Source organism: Streptomyces sp. T12 (assembly GCF_028736035.1).
Lineage (GTDB): Bacteria > Actinomycetota > Actinomycetes > Streptomycetales > Streptomycetaceae > Streptomyces.
In genome coordinates this window covers 7,052,724-7,076,349 of sequence record NZ_CP117866.1, presented here as the reverse complement: position 1 = coordinate 7,076,349, position 23,626 = coordinate 7,052,724, and the positions used below count along the sequence as shown (strand labels likewise).

Below are 23,626 nucleotides of genomic sequence, written 5' to 3'. Positions count from 1 at the left end.
GTGGTCGGGTCGGGAGGTGATCATTTGGGGGTCTCCTTCAAGGACAAGGGCTTCAGGCAGAAGGGCTTTCAGGCAGAAGGGCAGCTGGTTCGTGGGCGCGTATGCCTGCGGGGGCCTCCGTCGGTCGGGGCGGGATGCCCGCGGCGGGCTGTGCGGGTGCCTCCGGCGGTGTGGCCGGGGTGCCTGCGGCGGCCTGTGCTGCTGCGTGGGGGTACGCGGATCCCCTGCGGGTGCGTTGTGGGTCGGGGCCGGCGCGGAGTGCGCGGCGTGCGCGGCACGGTCCTGGCGCGCGCCGGGGGATGTCCGTCCTCGGTCCCGCGGCTCGGTCGCTCAAAGGGGCACCGATTGTTGACGCCTGCCGCTGCGGGCGGGCGCACCCCGGCACGTCCCCTTCCCGCCGTACGCGAGTACGGCGCCGCGTCTGCGGGAGCTGCTGCCGCGTCAACACGGCTGGTCCGCGGTTGCGTGCGCCGACGCCCTCGTGAGGGTGCGTGTGGCGTGGAGCAGGAGGGTCAGGGCGCCCGTGCCGCAGGCGATGGTGGGGATGGCGGCCGGGCCCCATGCGTCGATCAGGGACTGGACGGGGGTTGCCAGCCAGGCGCAGCCGGGGAGGCGGGCTGTGAAGAGGGTGGTCAGGGCCGTGGCCTCGGCTGTGACTGCGGCGGTGAGGACCAGTGCGGGGGCGTGGGTGAAGCCGTGGGTGGCGAGGAGGCGGGAGAGGAGCAGAAGGGCGCCCAGGGCGAGGGTCTGGGGGTAGGCGGCGGGCTCGTCCAGGGCCGTGGTGGTCAGGGCGAGCAGGGCTGTCAGGGCGCCGAGGTAGAGGGCGAAGGTGCCCAGGAGCAGGGGCTTTACGGAGGTGGCGAAGTCCTCCAGGGCTCGGCTGGCCGACAGTTTGCGGCGGGCTCGTACGGCGAGGAGGTGCGCGCACCATGCCGCGGGGGCGCAGGAGAGGGCGAGGGCCAGGACGGGGGCTGTGGTGAGGGGCCAGAGGCCGTCGGCGGTGCCGTTGGGGAGGGCGTCGGGGCCTGCGGTGACGGCTGCCTGGAGGAGTCCGTCACCGATGAGGGCGTAGGCGAGGAGCCAGCAGGTCCGGGTGGCCGTCGGGCGTGTGACCGCCGGGCGTGCGGCGTGCGTGGTGGCGAGGGGGCCTCGGGCCAGTGCCGCGCGCAGGGCGAGGGTCACGGCGAGGGCTCCCACGGCGGCCGCGATCAGGCGAGACTGGCCGTGGGTGAGGTGCAGGGCGGTCACGGCCGCCGCGCAGAGGGCTCCGGGGAGGAGGGTGAGGAGAATCCAGTCGGCTCGCGCGCGGGGGGTGGTGAGGGGTGGGGGGCCGACGGGCGTTTCGCCGTCGCGGGCCACTCGGGCGTACATCTCCTCCGCGAGGGAGAAGACGTCCCGGTGCAGGAAGCGTGCCGCGGTGCGGTCGGTGACGCCGTGGGCCTCCAGGCCGGCGGCGATCTCCAGGGGGTCCACCGCGCGTTCGCACAGGGCGCGGTGACGGTGCAGCAGCGCCTTCACGGGGTCGGCGCCGGTGCGGCGGGTGGGGGTCGGCCGTGGGCCGGTGGTGGTGCGGGTGGCGGTCGGTTCTTGGCCGCTAAGGGGTGCGTCGGCTCCCGTCTCGTGTACGTCCGTCTCTGCCACGAGCCACTCCTCCGACCGCTCGTCCCAAGCCCCGGGGCTGGTCGGGGCGCCAGGACGGTCCAGGCCTCCCAGGCCGCTCATCGCGCCGCCTCCGTCGCGGGCGTCGCAGGCGACGCGGTGGCGCGTACGGGGGCTCCGCTCGGGCGGGCCGGGCCGCCGCGGGCCACCAGGCGTGCGGATCGCTCGGTCCAGCGGCCGGGGACGTGGGCCTCGGCGGGTACGGCGAAGGGCAAGGGGGCTCCGGCCTCGTCGAGGACGACGCTACGGCGGACCGGCGTGCGCGAGACGATCTCCAGGTAAATGCCGTGAAATGCTGCGACGTTCTGCTCGACGGTGAACAGTTCGAGCGCACGCGCGCGTGCCGCCGCGCCCAGGCGCTCACGGCGCTCGGGGTCGCGCAACAGCGCCACACAGGCCTCCGCGAGCGCCCGTGGGTTGCGCGGGGGTACGACGAGACCGGTGCCGCCGATGACCTCCACCACCGCGCCGACGTCCGTGGACACCGTCACACGGCCGCAGAACATGGCCTCGACCAGGCTGATCGGAAAGCCCTCGACGACGCTGGACAGGACGGCCACGGCACCCGAGGCGTACGCGTCGGCGAGCGTGGGGATCTCCGGGCCGCCGATCTCCTCGAAGGAGACCGGGTTGTCGCCGACGATGTGCGGGCCCTCGGCCTCGTCGGGGAAGAGCTGCGCGGCCAGCGCCCTGCAGTGGCCGAGGTAGGCGGCGCCCTCGGGGCCCGAGGGGGTACCGACGATCCGCAGCCGCGTCTTCGGCTCCTCCTTGCGGACCTCGGCGAAGGCGTGCAGCAACGACACCAGGTCCTTGGCGGGTTCGATACGGCCGACCCAGACGAGCGTGTCCGGGTCCGCGCACTCCTGGGCCTCGCCGACCTCCGCGAAGCGGGAAGCGTCCATGCCGGGGTAGACCGTGCGCAGCTTCGCGCGGTCGGCGCCGCAGCGTTCCTGCCAGCGGCGGGCGTGGGCGTTGCCGGGCGTGATGACGGCGGCCCGGGCGTACGTCTCGGCGGCGAGCCTGCCGTGGAAGGCGGCGAGCAGGGACCGTACGGCGGGCGAGGACTCGGTGGCGGCCAGGTAGTGCGTGCGGAGCCGCACCCCGTACTCGGTCAGCAGCAGCGGTACGCCGCAGAAGTGGTGGGCGAGCAGGCCCGGCAGGGCCGCCGAGCCGCCGGAAGCGGCGTGGCACAGGTCGACCGAGCCCAGGCCGTCGTCCTCGTACCAGTCGAGCGAGAGGGGGCGCAGGGCGCGTTCCAGATGTGCGGCGAAGGCCAGCAGATCGGGTACGCGCGCCTCACGCGCCTGGCGCAGGGCGCCCCGCGCCCGGCAGGCGCGCTCAAGGGCGCGTACGGCGGCCTCGGAGCGGAGCGCTCCCACCAGTCCGCCCTCGTCGCGGGCGAGTTCGGCGAGCCCGTACAGCGCGTTGCCGAAACGGTCCGCCTCAGTGGCCGACGCGTCCTCCGAGGCCCCGGTAGCGTCTCTGGTGCCCCCTGCGCAGAGCACGGCCACCAACTCGCCGTAGCACTCGGCGAACCGCCGGCGCGCACGGCGCCCGTACACCACCCCGTCGTCCTCGGCCGTCCACAGCGGCGCCGTGCGCACGCGGCTGACCTGCGGTGGCAGCGGGCCCCAGCCCTCGTCCTCCTGGCGCTCGCTGCGGCTGAGCGCGTAGATGTCGAACTCGTGCTGTCCGAGCCCGCGCACGAGCCGGTCGCACCAGAGCCTGGCGTCACCGTTCACATACGGATAGCCACCCTCCGCAATCAGTCCGATGCGCACGAGTACACCCCCGATCTCCCTAAGGGGAGCCACCGTTCCTCCGGCGGCTCGCAGCGGGACGAACGTAAGGGGACAAGGCGGTGGCGCGACGGACGGTTGTCCATCGCGCCACCAAAAGGGGTGAACGGTCGTAACTTTCCCGTGCAGGTCGCGTTCCGTCGCGCTAAGAGATCAAACGCGCACGGATCGTCACACCTGAACGACCGGGGCCACCGAGGCCACCCGGGCCACCGGGAGGGTCACACCACGGCCAACTCCCGTCGTGCTGCCCGCCGCTGGGCCGCGATCCGCGGATCGAGTGCCGGTACGGCGGCCAGGAGCTGCTTGGTGTACGGGTCCTGCGGGCTGTCGTACACCTCGTCGGCGGGGCCTTCCTCGACGATCCGCCCGCGCCGCATCACCGCGACCCGGTCGCTGACCTGGCGTACGACGGCGAGGTCGTGCGCGACGAAGACGAGGGCGAGTCCGAGTTCGCGCTGCAACTCGCCGAGCAGGGCGACCACCTGGGCCTGCGTGGTCACGTCGAGTGCGGAGACGGGCTCGTCGCAGACGATGACGCGCGGGTCGGCCGCGAGCGCCCGGGCGATGCCCACGCGCTGGCGCTGGCCGCCGCTGAACTCGTGCGGATAGCGGTCGTAGTGCGCCGCTTCGAGCCCCACGCGCTCCAGCAGTTCCCGCACACGCCCCCGGATGCGCCCCTCATCGCCCTCGCCACGCGCGCGGAGCGGGTCGGCTATCGATTCGCCCACGCTGCGGCGGGGGTTGAGGGAGGAGACCGGGTCCTGGAAGACCATCTGTACTGCGGGATTCACGCCCACGCGCGCGTGGCCGTCGTAACGGACCTCGCCCGCCGTCGGTTCCAGGAGGCCGACCAGCATGCGCCCGAGGGTGGTCTTGCCGCTGCCGCTCTCCCCCACGATCCCGAGGGTCTCGCCGCGGTGGATCGTCAGCGACACGTCGTCCACCGCCGTGAACGCCCGCTTCCCACGCCCGAACTCACGCCGGAGGCCGGTCGCCGCCAGGACGACCTCGGCCTGCCTCTCGGGAACGTCGGAATCGCCGCGCGCCGCATCCACGCGCGGGACCGCGCCGAGCAGTTCGCGCGTGTACGGCTGCACGGGCGATCCCAGTACGGCGGAGACCGGCCCGTGTTCCACCGCCCGGCCGTGCCGCATCACCAGCACCTCGTCGACGCTCTCCGCGGCGACTCCGACGTCATGCGTGACGAGAAGGAGCCCCATGCCCGTCTCCTCGCGGAGCGTGTGCAGGAGGTCGAGGATCTGGGCCTGGACGGTCACGTCGAGCGCGGTCGTCGGCTCGTCGGCGATCAGCAGGTCGGGTGCGCAGGCCAGCGCCATGGCGATGAGGGCGCGTTGGCGCATGCCGCCGCTGAACTCGTGCGGGCGCGCACGGGATCGCCGTACCGCGTCCGGAATGCCGACCCGGTCCAGCACCTCCACGGCACGCGCGCGTGCCACCCGTCGCGAGGCACGCGTGTGCACGCGGTACACCTCGGCGATCTGGTCGCCGATCGCGTAGTAGGGGTCCAGGGACGACAGCGGGTCCTGGAAGACCATGGCGGCCTTCCCGCCGCGCAGCCGCCGCAGTTCGTCGTCGGACGCCACCTGTACGTCGACGCCCGCGACCTCGATCGAGCCGCCGACCCGCGCGCCCGTGCCGCGGTGCAGCCCGAGCAAGGCCGAGGCGACCGTGGACTTGCCGGAGCCGGACTCGCCGACCAGGGCGAGGGCGGCGCCCTGCTCCAGGCGGAAGGTGAGGCCGTCGACCGCGTGCAGGGACCCGAACTCGACCGTCAGGTCCGTGACGTTCACCAGGCTCATGCCAGCACCACCCGTCGATCGGCCACCGCGTACAGCACGTCCGCGACCGCGTTGGCGACGACCACGAAGAATCCGATGACCAGGACCATGCCGACGACGACCGGAAGGTCGACCACGTTCACGGCGTGGACCAGTTCCTGCCCGATGCCGGGCAGTCCGAAGAGCGTCTCGGTGAGCACCGCGCCGCCGACCGCGCTGCCGAAGTTGTTGGCGTTGAGCGCGATGACCGGCGCGAGTGCCCCGCGCAGCGCGTGCCGTCCGATGACCGACCGCTCGCCGACGCCGTAGGCCCGGAAGGTGCGGATGTGGTCCTCGGCCAGCGTCTCCAGCATCGCCGCCCGGGTCAGCCGGGCGAAGGCGGCGGCCTCGATCAGGGCGAGCGAGAGCCAGGGCAGCAGCAGGTTCCACGCCCACTGTTCGGGATCGTCGGTGAAGGCGACGTACTGCGGGAACGGCAGCAGTTGAAGCTGCCCGCAGACGACGATCATCAGGACGAGCCCGATGACGAAGACCGGCGTGGCCACGCCGGCGAGCGTGACGCCGGTCAGCAGCCGCTCGGTGAGCCGGCCGCGTCGCCAGGCGGACAGGACACCGGTGCCGACGCCGAGGATCAGCCACAGCACCATGGCGCCGAACACCAGCGACAGGCTCACCGGCAGCTTCGCCAGGATCAGCGCGGTGACCTGCTGGTCACTCTGGTACGACAGCCCGAGGCAGGGTGCCGGGCAGTGCTGCACCGAGGTGCCCGTCGAGTAGTCCTGGCCGGCGACGAGGCCTTGCAGGAAGTGCCAGTAGCGCGTGTACAGCGGGTCGTTCAGATGCAGTTGCTCGGCGACCTGCTGCACCTGGGCGGGTGAGCAGCGCGGGCCGCAGGTGATCTGGGCGACGTTGCCGGGGGTGACGTAGAAGACGACGTAGACGATCACCGAGATGGCGAACAGGGTGACGACGGCACCGACGGTCCGGCGCAGCGCGAATCCACCGAAGCCGCTCATGCCTTGGCCCCCTCTCCCATGGCCCTCATGCCTTGGCCTCCCTCTTGCGGCCGGTGCCGACGCGCAGCCGGGACGCCGCGCGCGGGTCGAGCGCCGTGCGCACACCGTCGCCGAGGACGGTCAGCGCGAGGACGGTCACGAAGAGCGCGCCGGCGGGCAGCAGCAGGTACTGCGGAGCGGCCTGGTACCAGACGTCGGCGGCGGTGAGCATCTGTCCCCAGGACGGCGTCGGCGGCTTCACGCCGACGCCCAGGAAGGACAGGGCGGCCTCGACGGTGATGTTCTGCGGGATCAGGAGCGCGGCGTACGTGATGACCGGCGCCGCGAGTCCCGGGAGCAGCTCGCGGACGGCGATCCGCCAGGTGCGCCAGCCGCTGAGCCGGGCGGCGGCGACGTAGTCGAGCCCCTTGAGGGTGAGCGTCTGGGCGCGCACGATCTTCGCGAGGCTGCCCCATGCGATCAGCCCGATCACGAGGGCGACCAGCACGGGCCGCGGGAAACTCGACGGCACGATCGCGAGCAGCGCCAACGCCATGATCATCAACGGCATCGCCACGATGACGTCGGTGAAGCGGCTCAGCAGCTGATCGACCCAGCGGCTGCCCAGCGCGGCCGCGACGCCCACCACGACGCCGATGGCGACCTGGACGACGGTCGCGGCCACCGCGACGCCGAGGGAGACCCGGGCGCCGTACACCAGCCGCGCGAACAGGTCCCGGCCGGTCTGCGGTTCGACGCCGAGCCAGTGCTCGGCGCTGACTCCGCCGAACGACCCGATGGGTACGCCCCCGCGCGCGGAGTCCACCAGGGACGGGTGGTACGTGGTCGGGTCCTGGCCCTCGATCGCGGTGAGCAGCGGTGCGGCGAGCGCGACCAGGACGAGCAGCGCGACGACGACCGCCGCGACCAGGGCGGCGCGCTGCGTCCGCAGCCGCCGCCAGAACTGACGAGCCCCCGAGGCCCCCGGAGCAGACACCCCGGGAGCCTCGACGGCGAGAACTGCCTCACTCACGGCGCTACTTCACCGCGGCCTGGGAGATGTCCAGAACACCGGTCCAGTCACTGATCACGACGTTCTTGATGTCCTTGCCGTACAGCCGCTTGTAGACCGGGTGGAACAGCGGCACGGTCAGCGCCTGCTCACCGATCTTCTTGTCCAGTGCACCCCACCGCTCGGCGGCGGCGTCAAGATCGGTCAACTTGTTGATCGCGTCAATCTCGGCATTGACCGACTTGTCATCGAGCAGGCCCGTGTTGAAGTTCGCGCCGTCCTTGACGATCTGCCGGCCGTCGAAGATCGGGGCGAGGAAGGGACCTCCGGAGGGCCAGTCGGCACCCCAGTGGGCAAGGAAGAAGCCGGGCTCGGTCTTCACGTTGTGGATCTTGTCGGAGTAGTCGTTCTCCTCCAGCCCCTGCAGCTTGACCGTGATGCCGGCCTTCTTCAGCGCGTCCTGGATCGCGGTCGCGATCTCGGGGCTGGTCTCGAAGTCCTTGGCGTTGGAGTGGGTCAGGGTGACGGTGAGCCCGCTCTTGTAACCGGCCTGAGCCAGCAGCTCCTTGGCCTTGGCGGCGTTGCCCGCCTTGCCGGCCGGGAACAGGTCGTACGGCTCGTAGCCGAAGGACTTCTGGTTCGGCAGGAAGGTGGTGGCGGGCTCGGCCAGCGCGGAACCACCCGCGGCGTTGACCACGGACGACCGGTCGATGGCGTACGAGATCGCCTGTCGCACCTTGACGTTGTCGAACGGCTTGATCGTCGGGTTGAACGCGATGTAGTTGGTGTAGCCGAAGTGTCCGGTACCGACGCGAGAAGCAAGGTCCTTGTCGCCGGTCACCTTGGCCAGCTCGGCCGGGCCGAGGTTGGTGTCCGTGGTGACCGCGGCCGCGTCCGCACCCTGGGACGAGGACAGCCGCTGGTTGATCACGGACGAGTCGAGCCCGGACCGTACGTCGACCTTGTCGGGGTAGGCCTTGCGCTCGGCGTCCGTCGCGGCGGACCAGTAGGTGTTGCGCTCCAGGACGAGCCGCTCACCGTCGTTCTCGTTCTCGACGACCTTGTACGGTCCGGAGGAGACCGGGTGCTCCTCGTACTTCGTGCCCGTGTCCTTGCTCTTCGGCACGGGCGTGAACTGCGTCTGCGTAGCCAGGTACGGGAACTCACCCTCGGGCTTGTTCAGATGGAAGACGATGGTCCGCTCGTCCGGCGTCTCGATCGCCGAGAGGCCCTTCTTGTCCTTGTACGGCCCCTGGTAGTCGGCGGCGCCGACCAGCCAGTCCCGCAAGTAGGGGGCGCCGCCGGACAGTTCCGGCGCGAAGGAGCGCTCGATGCCGTACTTGATGTCGGCCGAGGTGATCTTGGTGCCGTCCTCGTACTTGAGGCCCTCCTTGAGGGTGTACGTCCACACCGTCGCGTCCTTGTTGGGGCGCCCGGTGTCGGTGGCCAGATCGGGGACGACCTCGGCGCCGGCCTCGCCGTTCTCGCGGTTGCGGGTGGTGAGCGTGCGGAAGACGAGGGAGGGGACGTTGCCGCCGCCGGAGGTGTACAGACGGGCGGGGTCGAAGTCCTCCTGCGGGTTGGAGTTCAGGACCGTGAGCGTGCCGCCCTTGTGAGGCGTGGAGTCGCCGCCGGCAGCCTTGGCATCGTTGTCCTCAGGCCCGCAGGCGGCGGCGCCCGCTGCCACGACCAGGCTGACGGATGCCGCGGCCACGCGGCGCGCTATGACGGACGGTTGACGCATCGGAGACGACCTCTCGGATTGATTGCTCTCGCACTTGGCCGATCTCGCGTCGACGGGTGGAGAATCACCCATTCTCGAATAGCGAGACGGTTTGACGAGGAGTGAGACGGGGAGGAGTAGACGTCTGCCCCGGCGCCGAGTCGTCGGAGGTCCTTGAACGAGCCGCGGGCCGGGAAGCCCGTCAGCGACTCACAGGAGGGGGAAAAGATCGCGACGCGAACGCCGAAAAGGCGGGCGTCAGCGACAGTGGATGTCGGCCACGCACAGAGCGGTCACACCGATGAGCGCCAGCTCGATGGCTGCGCGAGAGGAGGCGTGACGGGTCGACATGTGCAGAAATATGTACGAACTCGCTGCACATGTCAATGTGACTCGTGAGTCACCCGTCAACTCCCGGGATACGGCCAGGGGTTGGCCCGGCAGTGGATCCCGTTGTGGTCGAGGAACTTGGTCTGCTGCTGCATGACCGGGGCGAGGTCGCCGTCCTTGTCGCAGGTGACGTGGTTGTTGCCGAGCCGGTGGCCGACCTCGTGATTGATCAGCATCTGCCGGTACGCGTGGATCCGATCACCGTACGTCTCCGACCCCTGCGCCCATCTGTACGCGTTGATCATCACGCGCTCGGTGGCGAGGGAGTCGCACGACACGTTGTCGACGGTGGTGTCCAGGCCTGACTTGGCGCACCAGTCGGCCGTCGTACCGGGGCTGGCCAGCGTGATCACGAAGTCGGGCTTGCCGGAGTAGATGCGCTCGAAGGTGCGGGCGCCGTTGTGGGCCCAGCTGCGGTCGTCGTTGAGCGTCTTCTGCACGGCCTGCGCGAAGAGTTCACCGTCGAGCCCGAGCCCCTGCTCCACATCCACGCGATAGGTGAACTTCTGCCCCGCGCCGGGCGCCTTGTCGATCCCCGGGACCGCGACGAACTTCCCCGAGCCCTTGAGCTCGGCGCTGAGCGCGTACCTCGCGCCGATCTTCTGCTCGTACGTCAGCGGCGCCTCGCTCGGCGCCGGCCGCCCGTCCCCGCGCGAGGCCGAGTCACGGGCGTCCCGCGCCTGATCGGCGGCGGACTGCGACTGTACGTCGCTGTCCTCCCGCCCCTTCGTGACCTGACCGGCGACGACCACGGCCAGCACGGTGACGACGGCGGCGGCCGCGATGCCGGTGAAGGCCCGGCCCTTGGCACCCTTCGCCGACACGGGCTCGCCGGTCGGCGGGGCGTCGTCGTCGAGGTCGGCGTCGGTGTCGTTCGCGACGCCGATACGGGCCCCTGCCTCGGTGTCCCAGTCGGTGACGGAGGCGTACGGGTCGGCGGCGTGCGCGGCCTCGGACGTACGGGGCGCGAAGACGTCGACATCCCCGTCGAAGGCGTCCCCGCCGAAGGCGTCGAGATAGTCCTGCCGGGGCCCCTCGGCCGACGATGCCCGCCGGGGCCGCGGCAGGGGAGCACCGGTCACCGGCGGAGCACCGGCCGCCGCAGCAGCCCCGTACGCAACCCCGGGGCGCCCCCTCAACTCGCCCCAGCCACCACCCGGTTCACGCTGCTCGGGATGCCCGCCGCGGGCCGGGGTGCCGTCCGCGAAGCGGGGGACGCCGTGGGCGGGGGTGCCGTCCGGCAGGCGAGGAACGCCGTGGGCGGGGGTGCCGTCGGGCAGCCGCTGGAAGCCGTGCGCGGGGGTGCCATCGGGCAGCCTCGGAAAACCATGCGCCGGCGTGCCATCGGGCAGCCTCGGAATCCCCTGCGCGGGCGTGCCGTCCGGGAATCTCCGCCCTCCATAGGCCGGCGCCCCACCCGTCGGCATCCCCTGCCGAGCGGCGGGCGGCGGACCGGGCACTCTGCGACCGCCAGGGCCACCAGGACCACCAGGCCCCCCTAGAGAACCAGGACCGCCAGGACCGCCAGCTCCACGGGCACCGCCAGGACCACCGGCACCGCCAGGACCACCGCCCTGCGGCCAACCGCCCTGGCCCGCGCCCGGAGCCGCACCCGGCCGGGCAGCGGGGACCCTGCCGGCTCCCGCACCTGGCGCGGACGGCCCCCGCTGGGTCGCGCCCGTCTCCGGTTGCGCTCCCCGAGAGCCCTGTCGTGCAGTTGTGTCCGCGGTGTCGCGTTTGGCGGCAGACCCGCGGCGGCTGTGGCGTCCCACGTCGCGCCTCAGCTCCCCGCGTTCTCGGTCACGGCCTCATCTTCGCCCGCGGCGGCGGCCCTGCCCCCGACGGCATCCGCGCCACGGTGGGCACCCTCCGCCTCGCCCGCACCCCGACGCACGGCCCCCGTCGCACCCTCACCGCGCCCGACACCCCCGACGGCCGCCGACTCCCCCGCCTCCGCGAGGAGTTCGCGGAACGCCCGGGCGACCGCCTCCGGGTACTCCATCATCGCCACGTGCCCGGCCTCCGGCAGGCTCAGCAGGCGGGAGTCGCGGAAGGCGCGCCCGGCCCGCCGGCACATGCGGTAGCCCACGAGCTGGTCCCGGCCGCCGTAGATGAGCAGCGTCGGTGCCAGCACCCGCTCGGCCTGGCGCCACAGCGCGTGCTGGCCGCCCAGCGTGTAGGCGTTGACCAGCCCGCGCGCGGAACGCGTCATCGCGTCCCAGAAGTACGGCAGTTGCAGCCGCCGCTCCATCTCCTCGACGGCGTTGCGGAACCCTTCCGGCGTCACCCGCTCCGGGTCGCCGTAGCACAGGTGCATCACGCCACGGACCCGCTGCTCCGCCGTCCAGCCCTTGGTGAGCCGGGTGAAGAGCGCGGTCACTCCGGGCACGGCGAGCAGTGCCGTGGGCACGGCCGTGCGCTGGACGCGGACTTCCGGCAGCGCAGGCGACACGAGAGTGAGCGTACGGACCAGGTCGGGACGGACCGCTGCGACGCGCGTGGTGACCGCACCGCCGAGCGAGTTACCGAAGAGGTGTACGGGGCCGCGGCCGGAGGAGTCGAGATAGCGAATCACCGCGCGTGCGTGCGCGGTGATCGAGTAGTCGCCGTCGTCCGGCGGCGGTGAGTCGCCGAAGCCCGGCAGGTCGACGGCCTCGCAGTCGAGGTCGCCCTCGAGCTGCTCCATCAGCGCCGACCAGTTCTGCGAGGAACCGCCGAGCCCGTGGACGTACAGCGCGGGCGGCAGACCCTCGCCCGCGGGCGGCCTCGAACGCACTGTCAGCGTGATCCCCGGCAGCCCGACCGATCGAAGCCGCTCTCCCTCCGCGACCCTGACGGTCGCCACCTTGGGCAGCACATTGGCGGTCGCCGGCGCGGACGGGAGTTCGGTCGAAGACATGCGGCAATGTTACGAGACGATCACGCCGTGGTTCATGTGTTCGCCGTCACAAGTCGACACGTACATGGCAGCCGCATGCCCGCGCCCGGCCGGGCCCGAAGCCCGCCCGCAGCCCGCCCGAACCATCCGCCCGAAATGCCCGCCCGAATTGCCCGCAGATCCGCCACAGATCGCATAGCGTCCAGAACCTGTGTCTCCTAGGCTCATACGCAGGGCACCCGTATATGGACCCCTGATTCACACAGGGACGCCGTGCCCCCCACGGGGACGTTCTAGGAAGGGAGCCCGCCATGGCCGTCGATCCCACCGACCCCGAGACGTTCGTGAACGACGACACCGAGGAAGTCCAGGAGTTCGACGTCGAGGCCCCGGCGGCCGACGCGGCCGAGCAGCACGCCGACGTCCGGCCCGACCGCGACGACCCACTGACCGGCGCGAACCAGGACCGGGCCAACGAGGCCGATCTGGCCGAACAGGCACGTGTCGTCTCCATCGACGAGGACGACTATCGGTGACCACCGGCGACGGCAGCCGCCCCGAAGGCGCCCGCTGAGCGCGAACGAAGGTGCACCGCGAAGGAAAGTGCAGCCGGCGAAGGTGCAGCCGGGCGCGAAAGAGCGCGTAAGAAGAGCGCCGCTGAGCAGGAATGAGGACATTTGTTGCCCGTTCCGGCCCGGTTTCAAACCTTCTGCACGACTTTCGCCACCGTCCGGTCCGTGAAATTCTGCGCTCGCACCGCGCACAGCAGGGTTACCGAAAAGTACGATGGCGGCGCGGCGCACACCGCATGTGGACGACATTGGGAGGCGGCGTGACAGCCATCGAGCAGACAGAGGCGGCACGCCCGCGGGGCACTCGCCTGCCGCGCCGTGCCCGACGGAACCAGCTTCTGGGCGCCGCCCAGGAAGTCTTCGTCGCGCAGGGTTACCACGCTGCCGCGATGGACGACATCGCCGAGCGCGCCGGCGTCAGCAAGCCGGTGCTCTACCAGCACTTCCCGGGCAAGCTCGACCTCTATCTCGCACTGCTGGACCAGCACTGCGAGTCGCTGATCCAGGCCGTACGGAACGCGCTGGCGTCGACGACCGACAACAAGCAGCGCGTACGGGCGACGATGGACGCGTACTTCGCGTACGTCGAGGACGACGGCGGCGCCTTCCGCCTGGTCTTCGAGTCGGACCTGACGAACGAGCCGGCCGTGCGCGAGCGCGTCGACAAGGTCACGACCGAGTGCGCCGAGGCGATCTGCGACGTCATCGCCGAGGACACCGGCCTCTCGCGCGCGGAATCCATGCTGCTCGCCTCCGGCCTCGGCGGCCTCGCCCAGGTCGTGGCCCGCTCCTGGCTGCACAGCGACCGCAGCGTTCCGCGCGACCAGGCGGTGCAGCTGCTGACGTCCCTGGCGTGGCGCGGCATCGCGGGCTTCCCGCTGCACGGCACGGAGCACCACTGACGCGCACGCGCGTGTGCGGGGCGTTTGTTCCCGTCCGCTGTTCGCTCCTGGCGTTCTCGGGCGGAGCGTGTACGTCCCCTCACCGGGCTAATGTGTGCTGGGTACGGCGCGGAAGGTCGCGCACTTCACTGACCGTCGGAGGGACATAGCCGTGGAGGTCAAGATCGGCGTGCAGCACGCGCCCCGCGAGATCGTTCTGGAGAGCGGTCAGAGTGCCGAGGAGGTCGAGCGGGCCGTGTCCGAGGCGCTGGCCGGGAAGTCGGCGCTGCTGACCCTCGTGGACGAGCACGGCCGCAAGGTCCTGGTCCCGGCCGACCGCCTCGCGTACGTGGAGCTCGGTGAGCCGGCCCCGCGCAAGGTGGGCTTCGGCGCGCTGTAGGAAGACGCCGACAGACAGGCGTAAAGGGGAGGGGCCCGGCGGCAACCAACAGTCGTCGCCGGGCCCCTCCCCTTTTTCCTCCCCATCCCCCCGTCCACCCCGATCCGCCCCCATGGACTTCCTCCACAGATGGAGCACAGGTCGATCACAGAGGAGGATTGCATTCCGCAGGTCACGGGTATGACGGGCTACGACCGTTTCGAGCAGGCCGGCCATGTGGGAGGGACCCCAACATGCTCTTGGAAGCGCTCAGCTCCGCGATCCTCGGCCTGGCCCTGGCATGGGCGGCCGCCCACCGCCTGCCGCACCGCCTGCCCGCGCGTTCCCTGGTCCTGCCGACGGGTGTCGCCGGTGCCCTCTTCGGCGCCTTCATCACGCACACCGCGCTGGGCTTCGGCAACCTCTTCCTGATCCTCATCGGCGCGGCAGCGGTCTCCGCCGCCTCTCTCTCCCTGCTGGTACGCCCCGCGGGAAGACTCCACCGCCACTCGGCGACCGCGTGAGTTCAGAGAACGACCGGCCGCCGGAGAACTGACGCCGGCACGCGCATCTCAGCCCGTCCGGCGTTTGAGGACGAGGCCCGTTCAGGGCCGAAGCGGGGGTCTGGGGGCCGCAGGCCCCCAGGGACCGGGGTCGAAGGGGCAGCGCCCCTGGGGGACGGGACGGGTAGGGGCGGCGGGGGCGAAAAACCTACGCAGCCAACCCCAGCGCAGCCATCCGCTTCGTGTGCGCCTCAGTAATCCGCGAGAACATCCTGCCGACCTCCGCGAGATCGAACCCGTCCGCGACGCCACCCACGAGCATCGTCGACAGCGCGTCCCGATCGGCAACCACCCGCTGCGACTGCGACAGCGCCTCCCCCATCAACCGCCGCGCCCACAACGCAAGCCGCCCACCCACACGCGGATCGGCATCGATCGCGGCCCGCACCTTCTCGACGGCGAACGACGCATGCCCGGTGTCGTCGAGCACGGCCAACACCAGCCCCCGCGAGTCCGAGTCGAGCCGAGCGGCGACCTCGCGGTAGAAGTCACTGGCGATCGAGTCACCGACATACGCCTTGACGAGCCCCTCCAGCCAGTCCGAAGGCGCCGTCTGCTTGTGGAACCCGTCCAGCGCGGCGACGAACGGCTCCATCGCCTCGGTCGGCTCGGCCCCGATCTCGGTGAGCCGGTCCCGCAGCTTCTCGTAGTGGTGAAACTCCGCCGACGCCATCTTCGCCAGCTCCGCCTTGTCCGCCAGCGTCGGCGCCAGCTTGGCGTCCTCCGCCAGCCGCTCGAACGCCGCCAGCTCCCCGTAGGCCAGCGCGCCGAGCAGGTCCACGACAGCGGCCCGGTACTGCGGATCGGCGGAGGCCTGCGCCCAGTCCTGGGCGGCGACCCCGGTGTGTTCGACGGTCGAGTCAGCGGTGTCAGAGGCGTCAGGCGTGTTGTCAGGCGTCGTCATGAAGCGCACAATAGCCCGCTCACCGCGTCGGGGAAGTCCCTGGTCAATGACTGTGACGCCGACTACGTGACCAATTCGGCCATCGCATGTGCGCGTTTCCGGGGTATGGTGGTAATGCGCCCGCTGAGTACTCAGACGTATCTCGACGGGCCGCACGTTATGAGGATGCCCGGTCGGTGGCCCGATCGGCTCCGACCCGACAGCCCTCCCCGGCCGTACGGCACTATGCGTACGACGACCGGAGGGACACCCTCAGCGGTACGAGCGCTAGAGCGTCGGCAGTGGTCCCGTGCCTAACGGCCTGACCGTATGGCAGCCGACGTCCCCGGCACGGTCCGTCAAGACCCCCGCGCTCGCCTCGCACCGCGTACACAGAAGAGGCAGCACCCTGACTACGACTTTCCGAGAGCTCGGAATCCTTCCCGAGACCGCCGAGGCCCTTGAGGCCGTCGGCATCGTCAACCCCTTCCCCATCCAGGAGATGACCCTCCCCGTCGCCCTCTCGGGCACGGACGTCATCGGCCAGGCCAAGACCGGCACCGGCAAGACGCTGGGCTTCGGTCTCCCGCTCCTGGAGCGCGTCACCGTCCCCGCCGACGTGGAGGCCGGTCGCGCCAAGCCCGAGGCCCTCACCGACGCCCCGCAGGCGCTCGTCGTCGTCCCCACGCGCGAGCTGTGCACGCAGGTCACCAACGACCTGCTGACCGCGGGCAAGGTGCGTAACGTCCGCGTCCTCGCCATCTACGGCGGCCGGGCCTACGAGCCCCAGGTCGAGGCCCTCAAGAAGGGCGTCGACGTCATCGTCGGCACCCCGGGCCGACTGCTGGACCTCGCGGGCCAGAAGAAGCTCAACCTCAAGCACATCAAGGCGCTCGTCCTCGACGAGGCCGACGAGATGCTCGACCTGGGCTTCCTGCCCGACGTCGAGAAGATCATCAACATGCTGCCGGCGCGACGCCAGACCATGCTGTTCTCGGCGACCATGCCGGGCGCGGTCATCGGCCTCGCGCGCCGCTACATGTCGCAGCCCACCCACATCCGCGCCACCGCGCCGGACGACGAGGGCGTGACGGTCGCGAACATCGCGCAGCACGTCTACCGCGCGCACAACATGGACAAGCCGGAGATGGTCGCGCGCATACTGCAGGCCGACGGCCGAGGACTGGCCATGGTCTTCTGCCGCACCAAGCGCACGGCGGCCGACCTCGCCGACCAGCTCCAGCAGCGCGGCTTCGCATCCGGCGCGGTCCACGGCGACCTCGGCCAGGGCGCCCGCGAGCAGGCGCTGCGCGCCTTCCGCAACGGCAAGGTGGACGTCCTCGTCTGCACCGACGTCGCCGCCCGCGGCATCGACGTCGAGGGTGTCACTCACGTCATCAACTACCAGTCGCCGGAAGAGGAGAAGACGTACCTGCACCGCATCGGCCGTACGGGCCGCGCGGGCAACACGGGTACGGCGATCACCCTCGTCGACTGGGACGACATCCCGCGCTGGCAGCTCATCAACAAGGCGCTGGAGCTGAAGTTCAACGACCCGCCGGAGACGTACTCCACGTCCCCGCACCTCTTCGAGGAACTGAAGATCCCCGCCGGCACCAAGGGCGTCCTGCCCCGCGCGGAGCGCACGCGCGCCGGGCTGGCGGCGGAGGAGCTGGAGGACCTCGGCGAGACCGGCGGACGCGGTGCGCGCGGTCGCGGTGGCCGTGGCGGCCGGGACGAGTCCCGCTCGTCCTCGCCGGAGCGCGAGCGCCCGGCGCGTACGCCGCGTCGCCGCCGCCGTACCCGTAACGGAACCCCGCTGGAGGGGGCGCCGACGCCCGCCAACGGTCCCGCGACGCCGGAGGAGACCGTCGAGGCCACTACGGCGGACTCCGTCACCGCACCTCGCACCCCGCGCCGCCGTCGCCGCACTCGCAGCGGGGCGTCAGCGGAGCCGACCGCAGCCGTGACGGCCACTTCCGCGGACGCCGCGGAGGCAGCTGTCACTACGGCAGAGGGCCCGTCCCTGGACGCCGCCGAGGAGGCCCCGGCGAAGCCGCGCCGCCGCCGGACGCGCAAGTCGGCGGAGCCGACGGCGACTTCGGCCGAGGCGCTGCCGACGCCGGAGGCGGAGGCCACGACGGTCTCGGAGCCCGCGAAGGTTGCGGAGCCGGCGGAGGCCGTGCAGGCGTCCGAGCCCGAGGAGGCTCCCGCCGCCAAGCCGCGCCGCCGCACCCGCAAGGCAACGGCTGCCGCCGAAGCCGTGGTCGACACGGCCGAGGGCACCCCCGAGGCCGCACAGGAGACCCCGGAGGCGACGGAGTCCAAGCCGCGCCGCCGGACCCGTAAGGCAACGGCCGCTGCCGAGACCGCCGTCGACACCGTCGAGGCCACCGAGGCCACGCCGAAGGCGCGCCGCACCCGCAAGACCGCGGCGTCCGCCACCCAGGCCGCCGACATCCCGGCCCAGACGGCCCAGGAGCCGGAGGCCGCCGAGGCCAAGCCGCGGCGCACCCGCAAGGCGACCGCCGCCGCAGAGGCCGCCGTCGACACGGCCGAGGCCGTGGAGGCCAAGCCCAAGACGCGCCGTACGCGCAAGGCCGCGGCCCCGGCCGAAGCCGCCGTGGACACGGCCGAGGGCACGGAGGCCAAGCCGCGCCGTACACGCAAGGCCGCCGCGACCGTCGCGGAGCCCGAGGCCGCCGAGGCCAAGCCGCGCCGCACCCGCAAGGCAACGGCCGCAGCCGAAGCCGCGGTCGACACGGCCGAGGCCGCTGAGGCCAAGCCGCGCCGTACGCGCAAGGCCGCCGCGACCGTCGCGAAGCCGGAGGCGGCTGTCGACACGGCCGAGGCCACCGAGGCCAAGCCCAAGGCGCGCCGCACCCGCAAGACCGCGGCGTCCGCGACCGAGGCCACCGCCGCCCCCGCGGCCGGCATCCCGGCCCAGGCCACGCAGGAGCCGACGGCCACGGAGGCGCCCGCGCCCCGTCGCCGTACCCGCAAGGCCGCGGCGACCGTGGAGGCCGTCGACGGCACGGCCGAGGTGAAGCCCAAGGTGCGCCGTACCCGTAAGGCCACGGCCGCCACGGAGCCCGCGGAGAGCTGATCTCCCGTACGACGGCCCGGTCCCGCCTCGCGCGGGGCCGGGCCGTCGGCGTTCCCGGGCCGCGGGTGGGGGTCTGGCGGCGCACCGGCTACCCTCCCCCCGTGACCACCCAACCCGCCTTCACGCCGCCCCCGAACGCCCGCGCCTACCCCCTGCACACCCCCCGCGGGACCTTCGCCGTCGTCGACTCCCCCGCCGCCCCCGGTGTCGAGCCCCGAGGTCTGGCCCTGCTGCTCCCCGGATTCACCGGCAGCAAGGAGGACTTCACGCTCATGCACGAGCCGCTCGCGGCGCGCGGCTACCGTACGGTCGCCGTCGACGGTCGCGGGCAGCACGAGTCGGACGGCCCCGAGCAGGACGAATCCGCGTACACGCAGGGCGAGTTGGCTCTGGACGTCCTCGCTCAGGCGGCAGCCCTGGGGGGCACCCTCGAGAGCCCCCTCCACCTCTTCGGCCACTCCCTCGGCGGCCAGATCGCGCGCGCGGCCGTCCTCCTCGACCACGCCCCGTTCCGCTCACTCACCCTCATGGCGTCGGGCCCCGCGCAGATCTCCGACTCCCAGCAGCAGCGCGTGAAGCTGCTGCGGGACGCGCTCGCGGTGATGACCATGGCCGAGACCTGGGAGGCCATCCGCGCCATGGGGCCGCCCGAGGAGGTCGGCGGGCCGGCGCGCGGCATCGGTGGCCAGGAGCTGCTGCGCCGCCGTTGGCTCGGCACGAAGCCCGCGCAACTCCTCGCGACGGGACGTCAGTTGTGCACGGAACCGGACCGTGTCGACGAACTGGCCGCCGTACCGCTCCCGTTCCACGTCCTGTCGGGCGCCAGCGACGACACGTGGCCGGTCCCGGTCCTGGACGACATGGCCGCACGGCTGAACGCCCGCCGGACGATCATCCCCGGCGCCGAGCACTCCCCCAACGCCGACCAGCCCCTGCGCACCGCCCAGGCCGTCGCCGACTTCTGGGACACCGTCGACAGGACCGACACCTAGTACCGACGGCACTCGACAGCGCTTGACGGCGTTCGTCAGCGCTCGACAGCGCTCGACAGCGCTGACGCCCGGCACCGGCAGCGCAGCTAGTACTGCGCCTGCAAGTGCTCCCAGAACCCGTCCCGCAGTGCCCGCCGCAGGTCCGCCTGCCCGCGCAGCGAGTACTGCAGCAGCCCCTCCGCCTCCACCAGCAGGTCCTGGTCCACCGACCCGGGCAGATACGGATGCCCGGGCAGCAGCTCCACCAGCGACTCCCGCCCGCGCGCCGCGAGCCACTTCGCCACGATCTGCGCGCCGACGAACCGGACGTCCTCCCGCGTCGGCCGGGCCCCCGCCGCCTCGTACGCGGCGGCCGTGCGCCGGGAGACGTACGGCTTGAAGAAGTCGAGGTCGAAGGTGCGCTGACTGTCGACCTCCCAGAGCAGGGGCTCGGCCTGGTTGCGGCCTTCCGGCGCCTCGATGCCCCACAGGTGCACCCGCGCCCCGTACCCCTGCGCCGCCTCGACCGCCGACACCAGGTCCTCGTCCCCGCCGAGCAGGGCCGCGTCGCTGATGGCGCGGTGTCTGGCCAGGGACTCCAGGTCGGTCCTGATCAGTGAGTCGACGCCCTTTTGCTGGTTGTTGGCGTTGAGGTTTCCCAGCCGCACCTTCACATCGGGGAGCTCGGCGATCGACTGCTGCTCCGCCGTGTGGATACGGCGCCGCGCGCCGTCGTACCAGTAGACCCGCAGCAGCCTGCTGTCCGCGAAGATGGTGCGCGCCCGGTCGATGAGCGCCTCGATCAGCCCCTCGGCGTCCAGATCGAAGGCCCGGCGGTCCTCCGTCCCGGCGACCAGCCGTCCCGCGGCCGCGTACAGATAGCCCGCGTCGACGAAGATCGCGTGGGTCGAGGGCGTCTTCGCCACCTCGGCGAGCATGCGTTGCAGCAGCTCGTTGGTGCGGTCGATGCGGGCGGCGAGCGCCGCGAGGTCGTCGTTCATCGTCTCCATTGTCCCGGCGGTCACGCTGCGAACACAACCGGTCCCGGTCAGTCCCGCCTTGATCCCTCAGCAACCACTTACCGGTCAGTAGTTAGCCGTTCGAAAAATTTCTTTAGCGTAGGGAATGTTTGTAACACGCAGCCCGTTGCATACGTGTGTAACCAACCAAGACGTACCTCAGTAGTTCTCCTCAGGAGGATGACCAGACGAAGGGAGAAGCCATGCGCTTCGAAATCATGCGACTCGACGAGGTCGACGGCACACCCGTGGACAGCACCGTCGTGGACGCCGCCTCCGTCAACCGGATCGTTCAGCAGGCTGCCGCGATCGGACAGCGGCTGTGGATCCGACCGGCCGAGACCACGGCCTCATAACAGACGCGGATCACCGCAGAAGCTTCGAAGCCCCCGTACGGCACGGATGCCGTACGGGGGCTTCGCGCGTGCTTACCGCTCAGGCGACCTGGATCACCTGCGTGACGCCGTTGATGATCTGCTGCACCGCGATCGCCGACAGCATCATGCCCGCGAGCCGCGTCACCAGGACCACGCCGCCGTCCTTGATGACCCGGATGATCAGCAGCGAGTACCGCATCACGAGCCACAGCACGACATGGATGGCGAGGATCGCCGTCCACACCGACACCTGCATGGCGGCGCTGTCGGCCTTCTGCACGGCGAGGATGACCGACACGATCGCACCCGGCCCCGCCAGCAGCGGCATGCCCAGCGGTACGAGGGCGACGTTGACGTCCTTGGTCTGCTTCGGCTCGTCGGTCTTGCCGGTGAGCAGGTCGAGCGCGATCAGCAGGAGCAGCAGCCCGCCCGCGATCATCAGCGCGGGCACGGAGACGTGCAGGTAGTTGAGGATCTGGTGGCCGAGGAGCCCGAACACCGCGATCACACCGCCCGCCACACAGACGGCCTGGAAGGCCATCCGCTTCTGCACCTTGGCCGGACGACCGGCGGTGAGCGCGAGGAAGATCGGGGTGATCCCGGGGGGATCCATGATGACGAAGAGGGTCAGGAAGAGGGAGCCGAAGACGGCGAGGTCGAACATGAGTGGAGGGCCTTGCGAGGTGAGTGAACGCGCGGTGGGCAGGCGGCACCGGGCTACAGCCGCTGTGCCGCTGCCGCTGTGGGCAGTCGTTCCGCAGGGCGGAACGGGTGGGCACGGCCGACAGCGCCGGGTGCCTCAGAAACGAACGTAAAGTGCGACCGACCTAGACCCCGCCGGCCCCCGGGACGGGAAACGCTCCGGTCGCCCGCCGCGTGATCTCGCCGTACACCTCGGGATCGGTCGTGTACTCGCCGAGCACGCAGGTCTTGCGGCTGCCGTGGTAGTCGCTGGACCCGGTGGTCAGCAGCCCGAGCTCCTTCGCGAGCCCGCGCAGCCGCGCACGCGTGTCGGGATCGTGGTCCATGTGGTCGACCTCGATGCCGTCGAGCCCGGCCGCGGCCAGGTCGGCGATCGCGGACTCCGGCACCGTACGGCCCCGCTTGCTCGCGGCCGGATGCGCGAAGACGGCGACGCCGCCCGCGGCCTTGATCAGCCGGATCGCCTCGAACGGGTCGGTCTCGTGCTTCTCCACGAAGGCCCGGCCGCCGTCGGCCAGCCAGTCCTCGGTGAAGGCGTCGCCCACGGTCGGTACGACACCGAGCTCGACCAGTGCGGAGGCGACGTGCGGCCGGCCGACCGAGCCGTCACCGGCGATCCGCAGGACCTGCTCCCAGGTGACGGGCACGCCCAGCTCGTTGAGCCTGGCGACCATGCCCTGGGCCCGGGGCACCCGGTCGTCGCGCACCAGCTCCCGCTCGGCGAGCAGCGTCGGCTCCTCGGGGTCGAAGAGGTAGGCCAGCATGTGCATGCTGATGCCGTCGACACGGCAGGACAGCTCCGCACCGGTCACCAGGGTGAGCCCGTGCGGCAGCGCGGCGATCGCCTCGGCGTGCCCGCGGGTGGTGTCGTGATCGGTGAGCGCCACGACGTCCAGTCCGGCTGCGGCGGCGTTGCGCACGAGCTCGGCCGGGGTGTCCGTGCCGTCGGAAGCGGTGGAGTGGGTGTGCAGATCGATGCGCACGACGCGAACTCCAGTCGATGACGGCGCGGAAGGGGACGCTCAAGGATAACCGCATTTTCAACGACCCCTGTCACACCCGCACACCACTAGCGCCCCCTACACACGCCCCCAGGGGCGCGGGGCTGTGTCGATATGCGGCTCCGCCGCGTGGGCGCGACCAGCCACAAACCACCCGCAGCCGCACACCACGCTCGACCACCTGAGCTCGAAGGCGCCCCACGGCTCAACCCAGCGGAGCGCTACGGCTCAAGCAGGCGCGGCGACAACGCCCCACAGGGCACCAGCTCCACTTCCGCCCCCGCGTCCCGCAGGTCCGTCAGCACCAGCTCGTCGTACATCAGCAGCCCCGACTGCTCGGGCCACATCACCGCCCACAGCCACATCCCGAGCGCCTCCCCCGCGAACACGGCACGGTCGTCCGGGGTGCCGGAGACATGCCACAGCGGCGTCGGGCGGCCGGCGGCGATGACCTTGGCCTGGGGTGGCTTCTCGACGTTCATATACGGCCCCGGGTCCGGACCGTCGAGGCCGGCGTAGCGGGCGCCGAAGCCGACGCCGAGCTCCTCGGCGACCAGGATCAGCTCGCCCATGCCGCCGAGCGGGCCGGGTCCGGAGCAGGCCACGGCCGCCCCGCGGCCGCCGCTGCGGTCGTCGCCCGCGCTCGCCACACCCGTGAACAGCCAGCCGACCGGCAGCGGCCACGGCATCCACACGGGCACCTGCGTGCGATGCACGACGACGCCGAGGGCCTCGACGCTGGGCGGGATCACGGGCTGCACCGGATGCACGGTGCCGTGCACATCGCACTGCCAGGTGTCGGCGAAGAGTCCGGGAGCCCTGACCCGGCCACCACACCTCGGGCAACTGGGTTCGCCCCTCATAGGGCCCCACGGTCCTACCCCTGGTGCGTCACGTCAAGGACGATCACCCGT

General features: G+C 71.6%; 22 protein-coding genes and 1 pseudogene. 7 read left to right on the top strand and 16 right to left on the bottom strand.

The window, feature by feature from the left end; translation table 11 throughout:
• Positions 1 to 441: 441 nt before the first annotated feature.
• The 10 genes from PBV52_RS32050 to PBV52_RS32010 all read right to left on the bottom strand — a co-directional run bounded on the left by PBV52_RS32050 (position 442) and on the right by PBV52_RS32010 (position 12,279).
• On the bottom strand, positions 442 to 1,722 hold the full coding sequence (locus PBV52_RS32050; protein ID WP_274243147.1) for a hypothetical protein: 1,281 nt from the start codon (positions 1,720 to 1,722) through the stop codon (positions 442 to 444).
• Positions 1,719 to 3,440, bottom strand: coding sequence for a DUF3492 domain-containing protein (locus tag PBV52_RS32045; RefSeq protein WP_274243146.1), 1,722 nt, complete (start codon positions 3,438 to 3,440; stop codon positions 1,719 to 1,721). The genes PBV52_RS32050 and PBV52_RS32045 overlap by 4 nt, the downstream gene beginning before the upstream one ends.
• A gap of 239 nt (positions 3,441 to 3,679) precedes the next feature.
• Positions 3,680 to 5,281, bottom strand: a complete 1,602-nt coding sequence (locus tag PBV52_RS32040) for an ABC transporter ATP-binding protein (protein ID WP_274243145.1) — start codon at positions 5,279 to 5,281, stop codon at positions 3,680 to 3,682.
• Positions 5,278 to 6,276: an ABC transporter permease gene (locus PBV52_RS32035; protein WP_274243142.1), complete on the bottom strand. Its 999-nt coding sequence runs from the start codon at positions 6,274 to 6,276 to the stop codon at positions 5,278 to 5,280. The genes PBV52_RS32040 and PBV52_RS32035 overlap by 4 nt, the downstream gene beginning before the upstream one ends.
• A 25-nt stretch (positions 6,277 to 6,301) precedes the next feature.
• Positions 6,302 to 7,288, bottom strand: coding sequence for an ABC transporter permease (locus PBV52_RS32030; protein WP_274243140.1), 987 nt, complete (start codon positions 7,286 to 7,288; stop codon positions 6,302 to 6,304).
• Between the two features lie 4 nt (positions 7,289 to 7,292).
• Positions 7,293 to 9,011, bottom strand: coding sequence for an ABC transporter substrate-binding protein (locus PBV52_RS32025; protein ID WP_274243139.1), 1,719 nt, complete (start codon positions 9,009 to 9,011; stop codon positions 7,293 to 7,295).
• Between the two features lie 237 nt (positions 9,012 to 9,248).
• A complete protein-coding gene (locus PBV52_RS51865; protein ID WP_341846150.1) occupies positions 9,249 to 9,341 on the bottom strand; it encodes an Ms4533A family Cys-rich leader peptide in 93 nt (30 codons plus the stop codon).
• Positions 9,342 to 9,397: 56 nt separating this feature from the next.
• Complete coding sequence (locus PBV52_RS32020; RefSeq protein ID WP_274243137.1) at positions 9,398 to 10,807, bottom strand: DUF3152 domain-containing protein; 1,410 nt, start codon at positions 10,805 to 10,807, stop codon at positions 9,398 to 9,400.
• A gap of 71 nt (positions 10,808 to 10,878) precedes the next feature.
• Positions 10,879 to 11,028: a hypothetical protein gene (locus PBV52_RS32015; protein WP_274243136.1), complete on the bottom strand. Its 150-nt coding sequence runs from the start codon at positions 11,026 to 11,028 to the stop codon at positions 10,879 to 10,881.
• Between the two features lie 132 nt (positions 11,029 to 11,160).
• Complete coding sequence (locus PBV52_RS32010; RefSeq protein ID WP_274243135.1) at positions 11,161 to 12,279, bottom strand: alpha/beta fold hydrolase; 1,119 nt, start codon at positions 12,277 to 12,279, stop codon at positions 11,161 to 11,163.
• A 290-nt stretch (positions 12,280 to 12,569) separates the two neighbouring features.
• On the opposite strand from PBV52_RS32010, the gene PBV52_RS32005 reads away from it, so the two are divergent.
• From PBV52_RS32005 to PBV52_RS31990, 4 genes are all read left to right on the top strand, one after another.
• Complete coding sequence (locus tag PBV52_RS32005; protein WP_274243133.1) at positions 12,570 to 12,794, top strand: hypothetical protein; 225 nt, start codon at positions 12,570 to 12,572, stop codon at positions 12,792 to 12,794.
• Positions 12,795 to 13,090: 296 nt separating this feature from the next.
• On the top strand, positions 13,091 to 13,732 hold the full coding sequence (locus PBV52_RS32000; RefSeq protein ID WP_274243132.1) for a TetR/AcrR family transcriptional regulator: 642 nt from the start codon (positions 13,091 to 13,093) through the stop codon (positions 13,730 to 13,732).
• A 151-nt stretch (positions 13,733 to 13,883) separates the two neighbouring features.
• A complete protein-coding gene (locus tag PBV52_RS31995) occupies positions 13,884 to 14,111 on the top strand; it encodes a DUF3107 domain-containing protein (protein ID WP_086604288.1) in 228 nt (75 codons plus the stop codon).
• A gap of 233 nt (positions 14,112 to 14,344) precedes the next feature.
• Positions 14,345 to 14,614, top strand: coding sequence for a hypothetical protein (locus tag PBV52_RS31990; RefSeq protein ID WP_274243128.1), 270 nt, complete (start codon positions 14,345 to 14,347; stop codon positions 14,612 to 14,614).
• A gap of 46 nt (positions 14,615 to 14,660) precedes the next feature.
• Here the strand turns inward: PBV52_RS31990 and PBV52_RS51860 are convergent.
• Together PBV52_RS51860 and PBV52_RS31985 are read right to left on the bottom strand one after the other, a co-directional pair.
• Positions 14,661 to 14,844 (bottom strand): annotated as a pseudogene (locus PBV52_RS51860) (hypothetical protein); the annotation flags it as partial.
• The gene (locus PBV52_RS31985; protein ID WP_373921934.1) at positions 14,802 to 15,557 is read right to left on the bottom strand and encodes a ferritin-like fold-containing protein; all 756 of its coding nucleotides are present in this window, start codon (positions 15,555 to 15,557) and stop codon (positions 14,802 to 14,804) included. The pseudogene PBV52_RS51860 and the gene PBV52_RS31985, both read right to left, overlap by 43 nt.
• Before the next feature lie 481 nt (positions 15,558 to 16,038).
• Between PBV52_RS31985 and PBV52_RS31980 the strand changes: the two genes are divergently transcribed.
• Positions 16,039 to 18,642 (top strand): DEAD/DEAH box helicase, encoded by a 2,604-nt coding sequence (locus tag PBV52_RS31980; RefSeq protein WP_274249735.1) that lies wholly within the window; start codon positions 16,039 to 16,041, stop codon positions 18,640 to 18,642.
• A 101-nt stretch (positions 18,643 to 18,743) separates the two neighbouring features.
• A complete protein-coding gene (locus PBV52_RS31975) occupies positions 18,744 to 19,634 on the top strand; it encodes an alpha/beta fold hydrolase (RefSeq protein WP_274243126.1) in 891 nt (296 codons plus the stop codon).
• A gap of 86 nt (positions 19,635 to 19,720) precedes the next feature.
• Here the strand turns inward: PBV52_RS31975 and PBV52_RS31970 are convergent, their stop codons facing one another.
• Complete coding sequence (locus tag PBV52_RS31970; protein ID WP_274243125.1) at positions 19,721 to 20,614, bottom strand: NYN domain-containing protein; 894 nt, start codon at positions 20,612 to 20,614, stop codon at positions 19,721 to 19,723.
• 221 nt (positions 20,615 to 20,835) lie between these two features.
• Here PBV52_RS31970 and PBV52_RS31965 point away from each other — a divergent pair, with 221 nt between their 5' ends.
• On the top strand, positions 20,836 to 20,988 hold the full coding sequence (locus tag PBV52_RS31965) for a hypothetical protein (RefSeq protein ID WP_093906763.1): 153 nt from the start codon (positions 20,836 to 20,838) through the stop codon (positions 20,986 to 20,988).
• A gap of 79 nt (positions 20,989 to 21,067) precedes the next feature.
• Here PBV52_RS31965 and PBV52_RS31960 read toward each other — a convergent pair whose 3' ends face one another.
• The 3 genes from PBV52_RS31960 to PBV52_RS31950 form a co-directional block, all read right to left on the bottom strand.
• Positions 21,068 to 21,673: a MarC family protein gene (locus PBV52_RS31960; protein ID WP_274243124.1), complete on the bottom strand. Its 606-nt coding sequence runs from the start codon at positions 21,671 to 21,673 to the stop codon at positions 21,068 to 21,070.
• A gap of 163 nt (positions 21,674 to 21,836) precedes the next feature.
• Positions 21,837 to 22,694: a PHP domain-containing protein gene (locus PBV52_RS31955; RefSeq protein ID WP_274243122.1), complete on the bottom strand. Its 858-nt coding sequence runs from the start codon at positions 22,692 to 22,694 to the stop codon at positions 21,837 to 21,839.
• A 239-nt stretch (positions 22,695 to 22,933) separates the two neighbouring features.
• A complete protein-coding gene (locus PBV52_RS31950) occupies positions 22,934 to 23,575 on the bottom strand; it encodes a DUF6758 family protein (protein WP_274243121.1) in 642 nt (213 codons plus the stop codon).
• Positions 23,576 to 23,626: the final 51 nt, after the last annotated feature.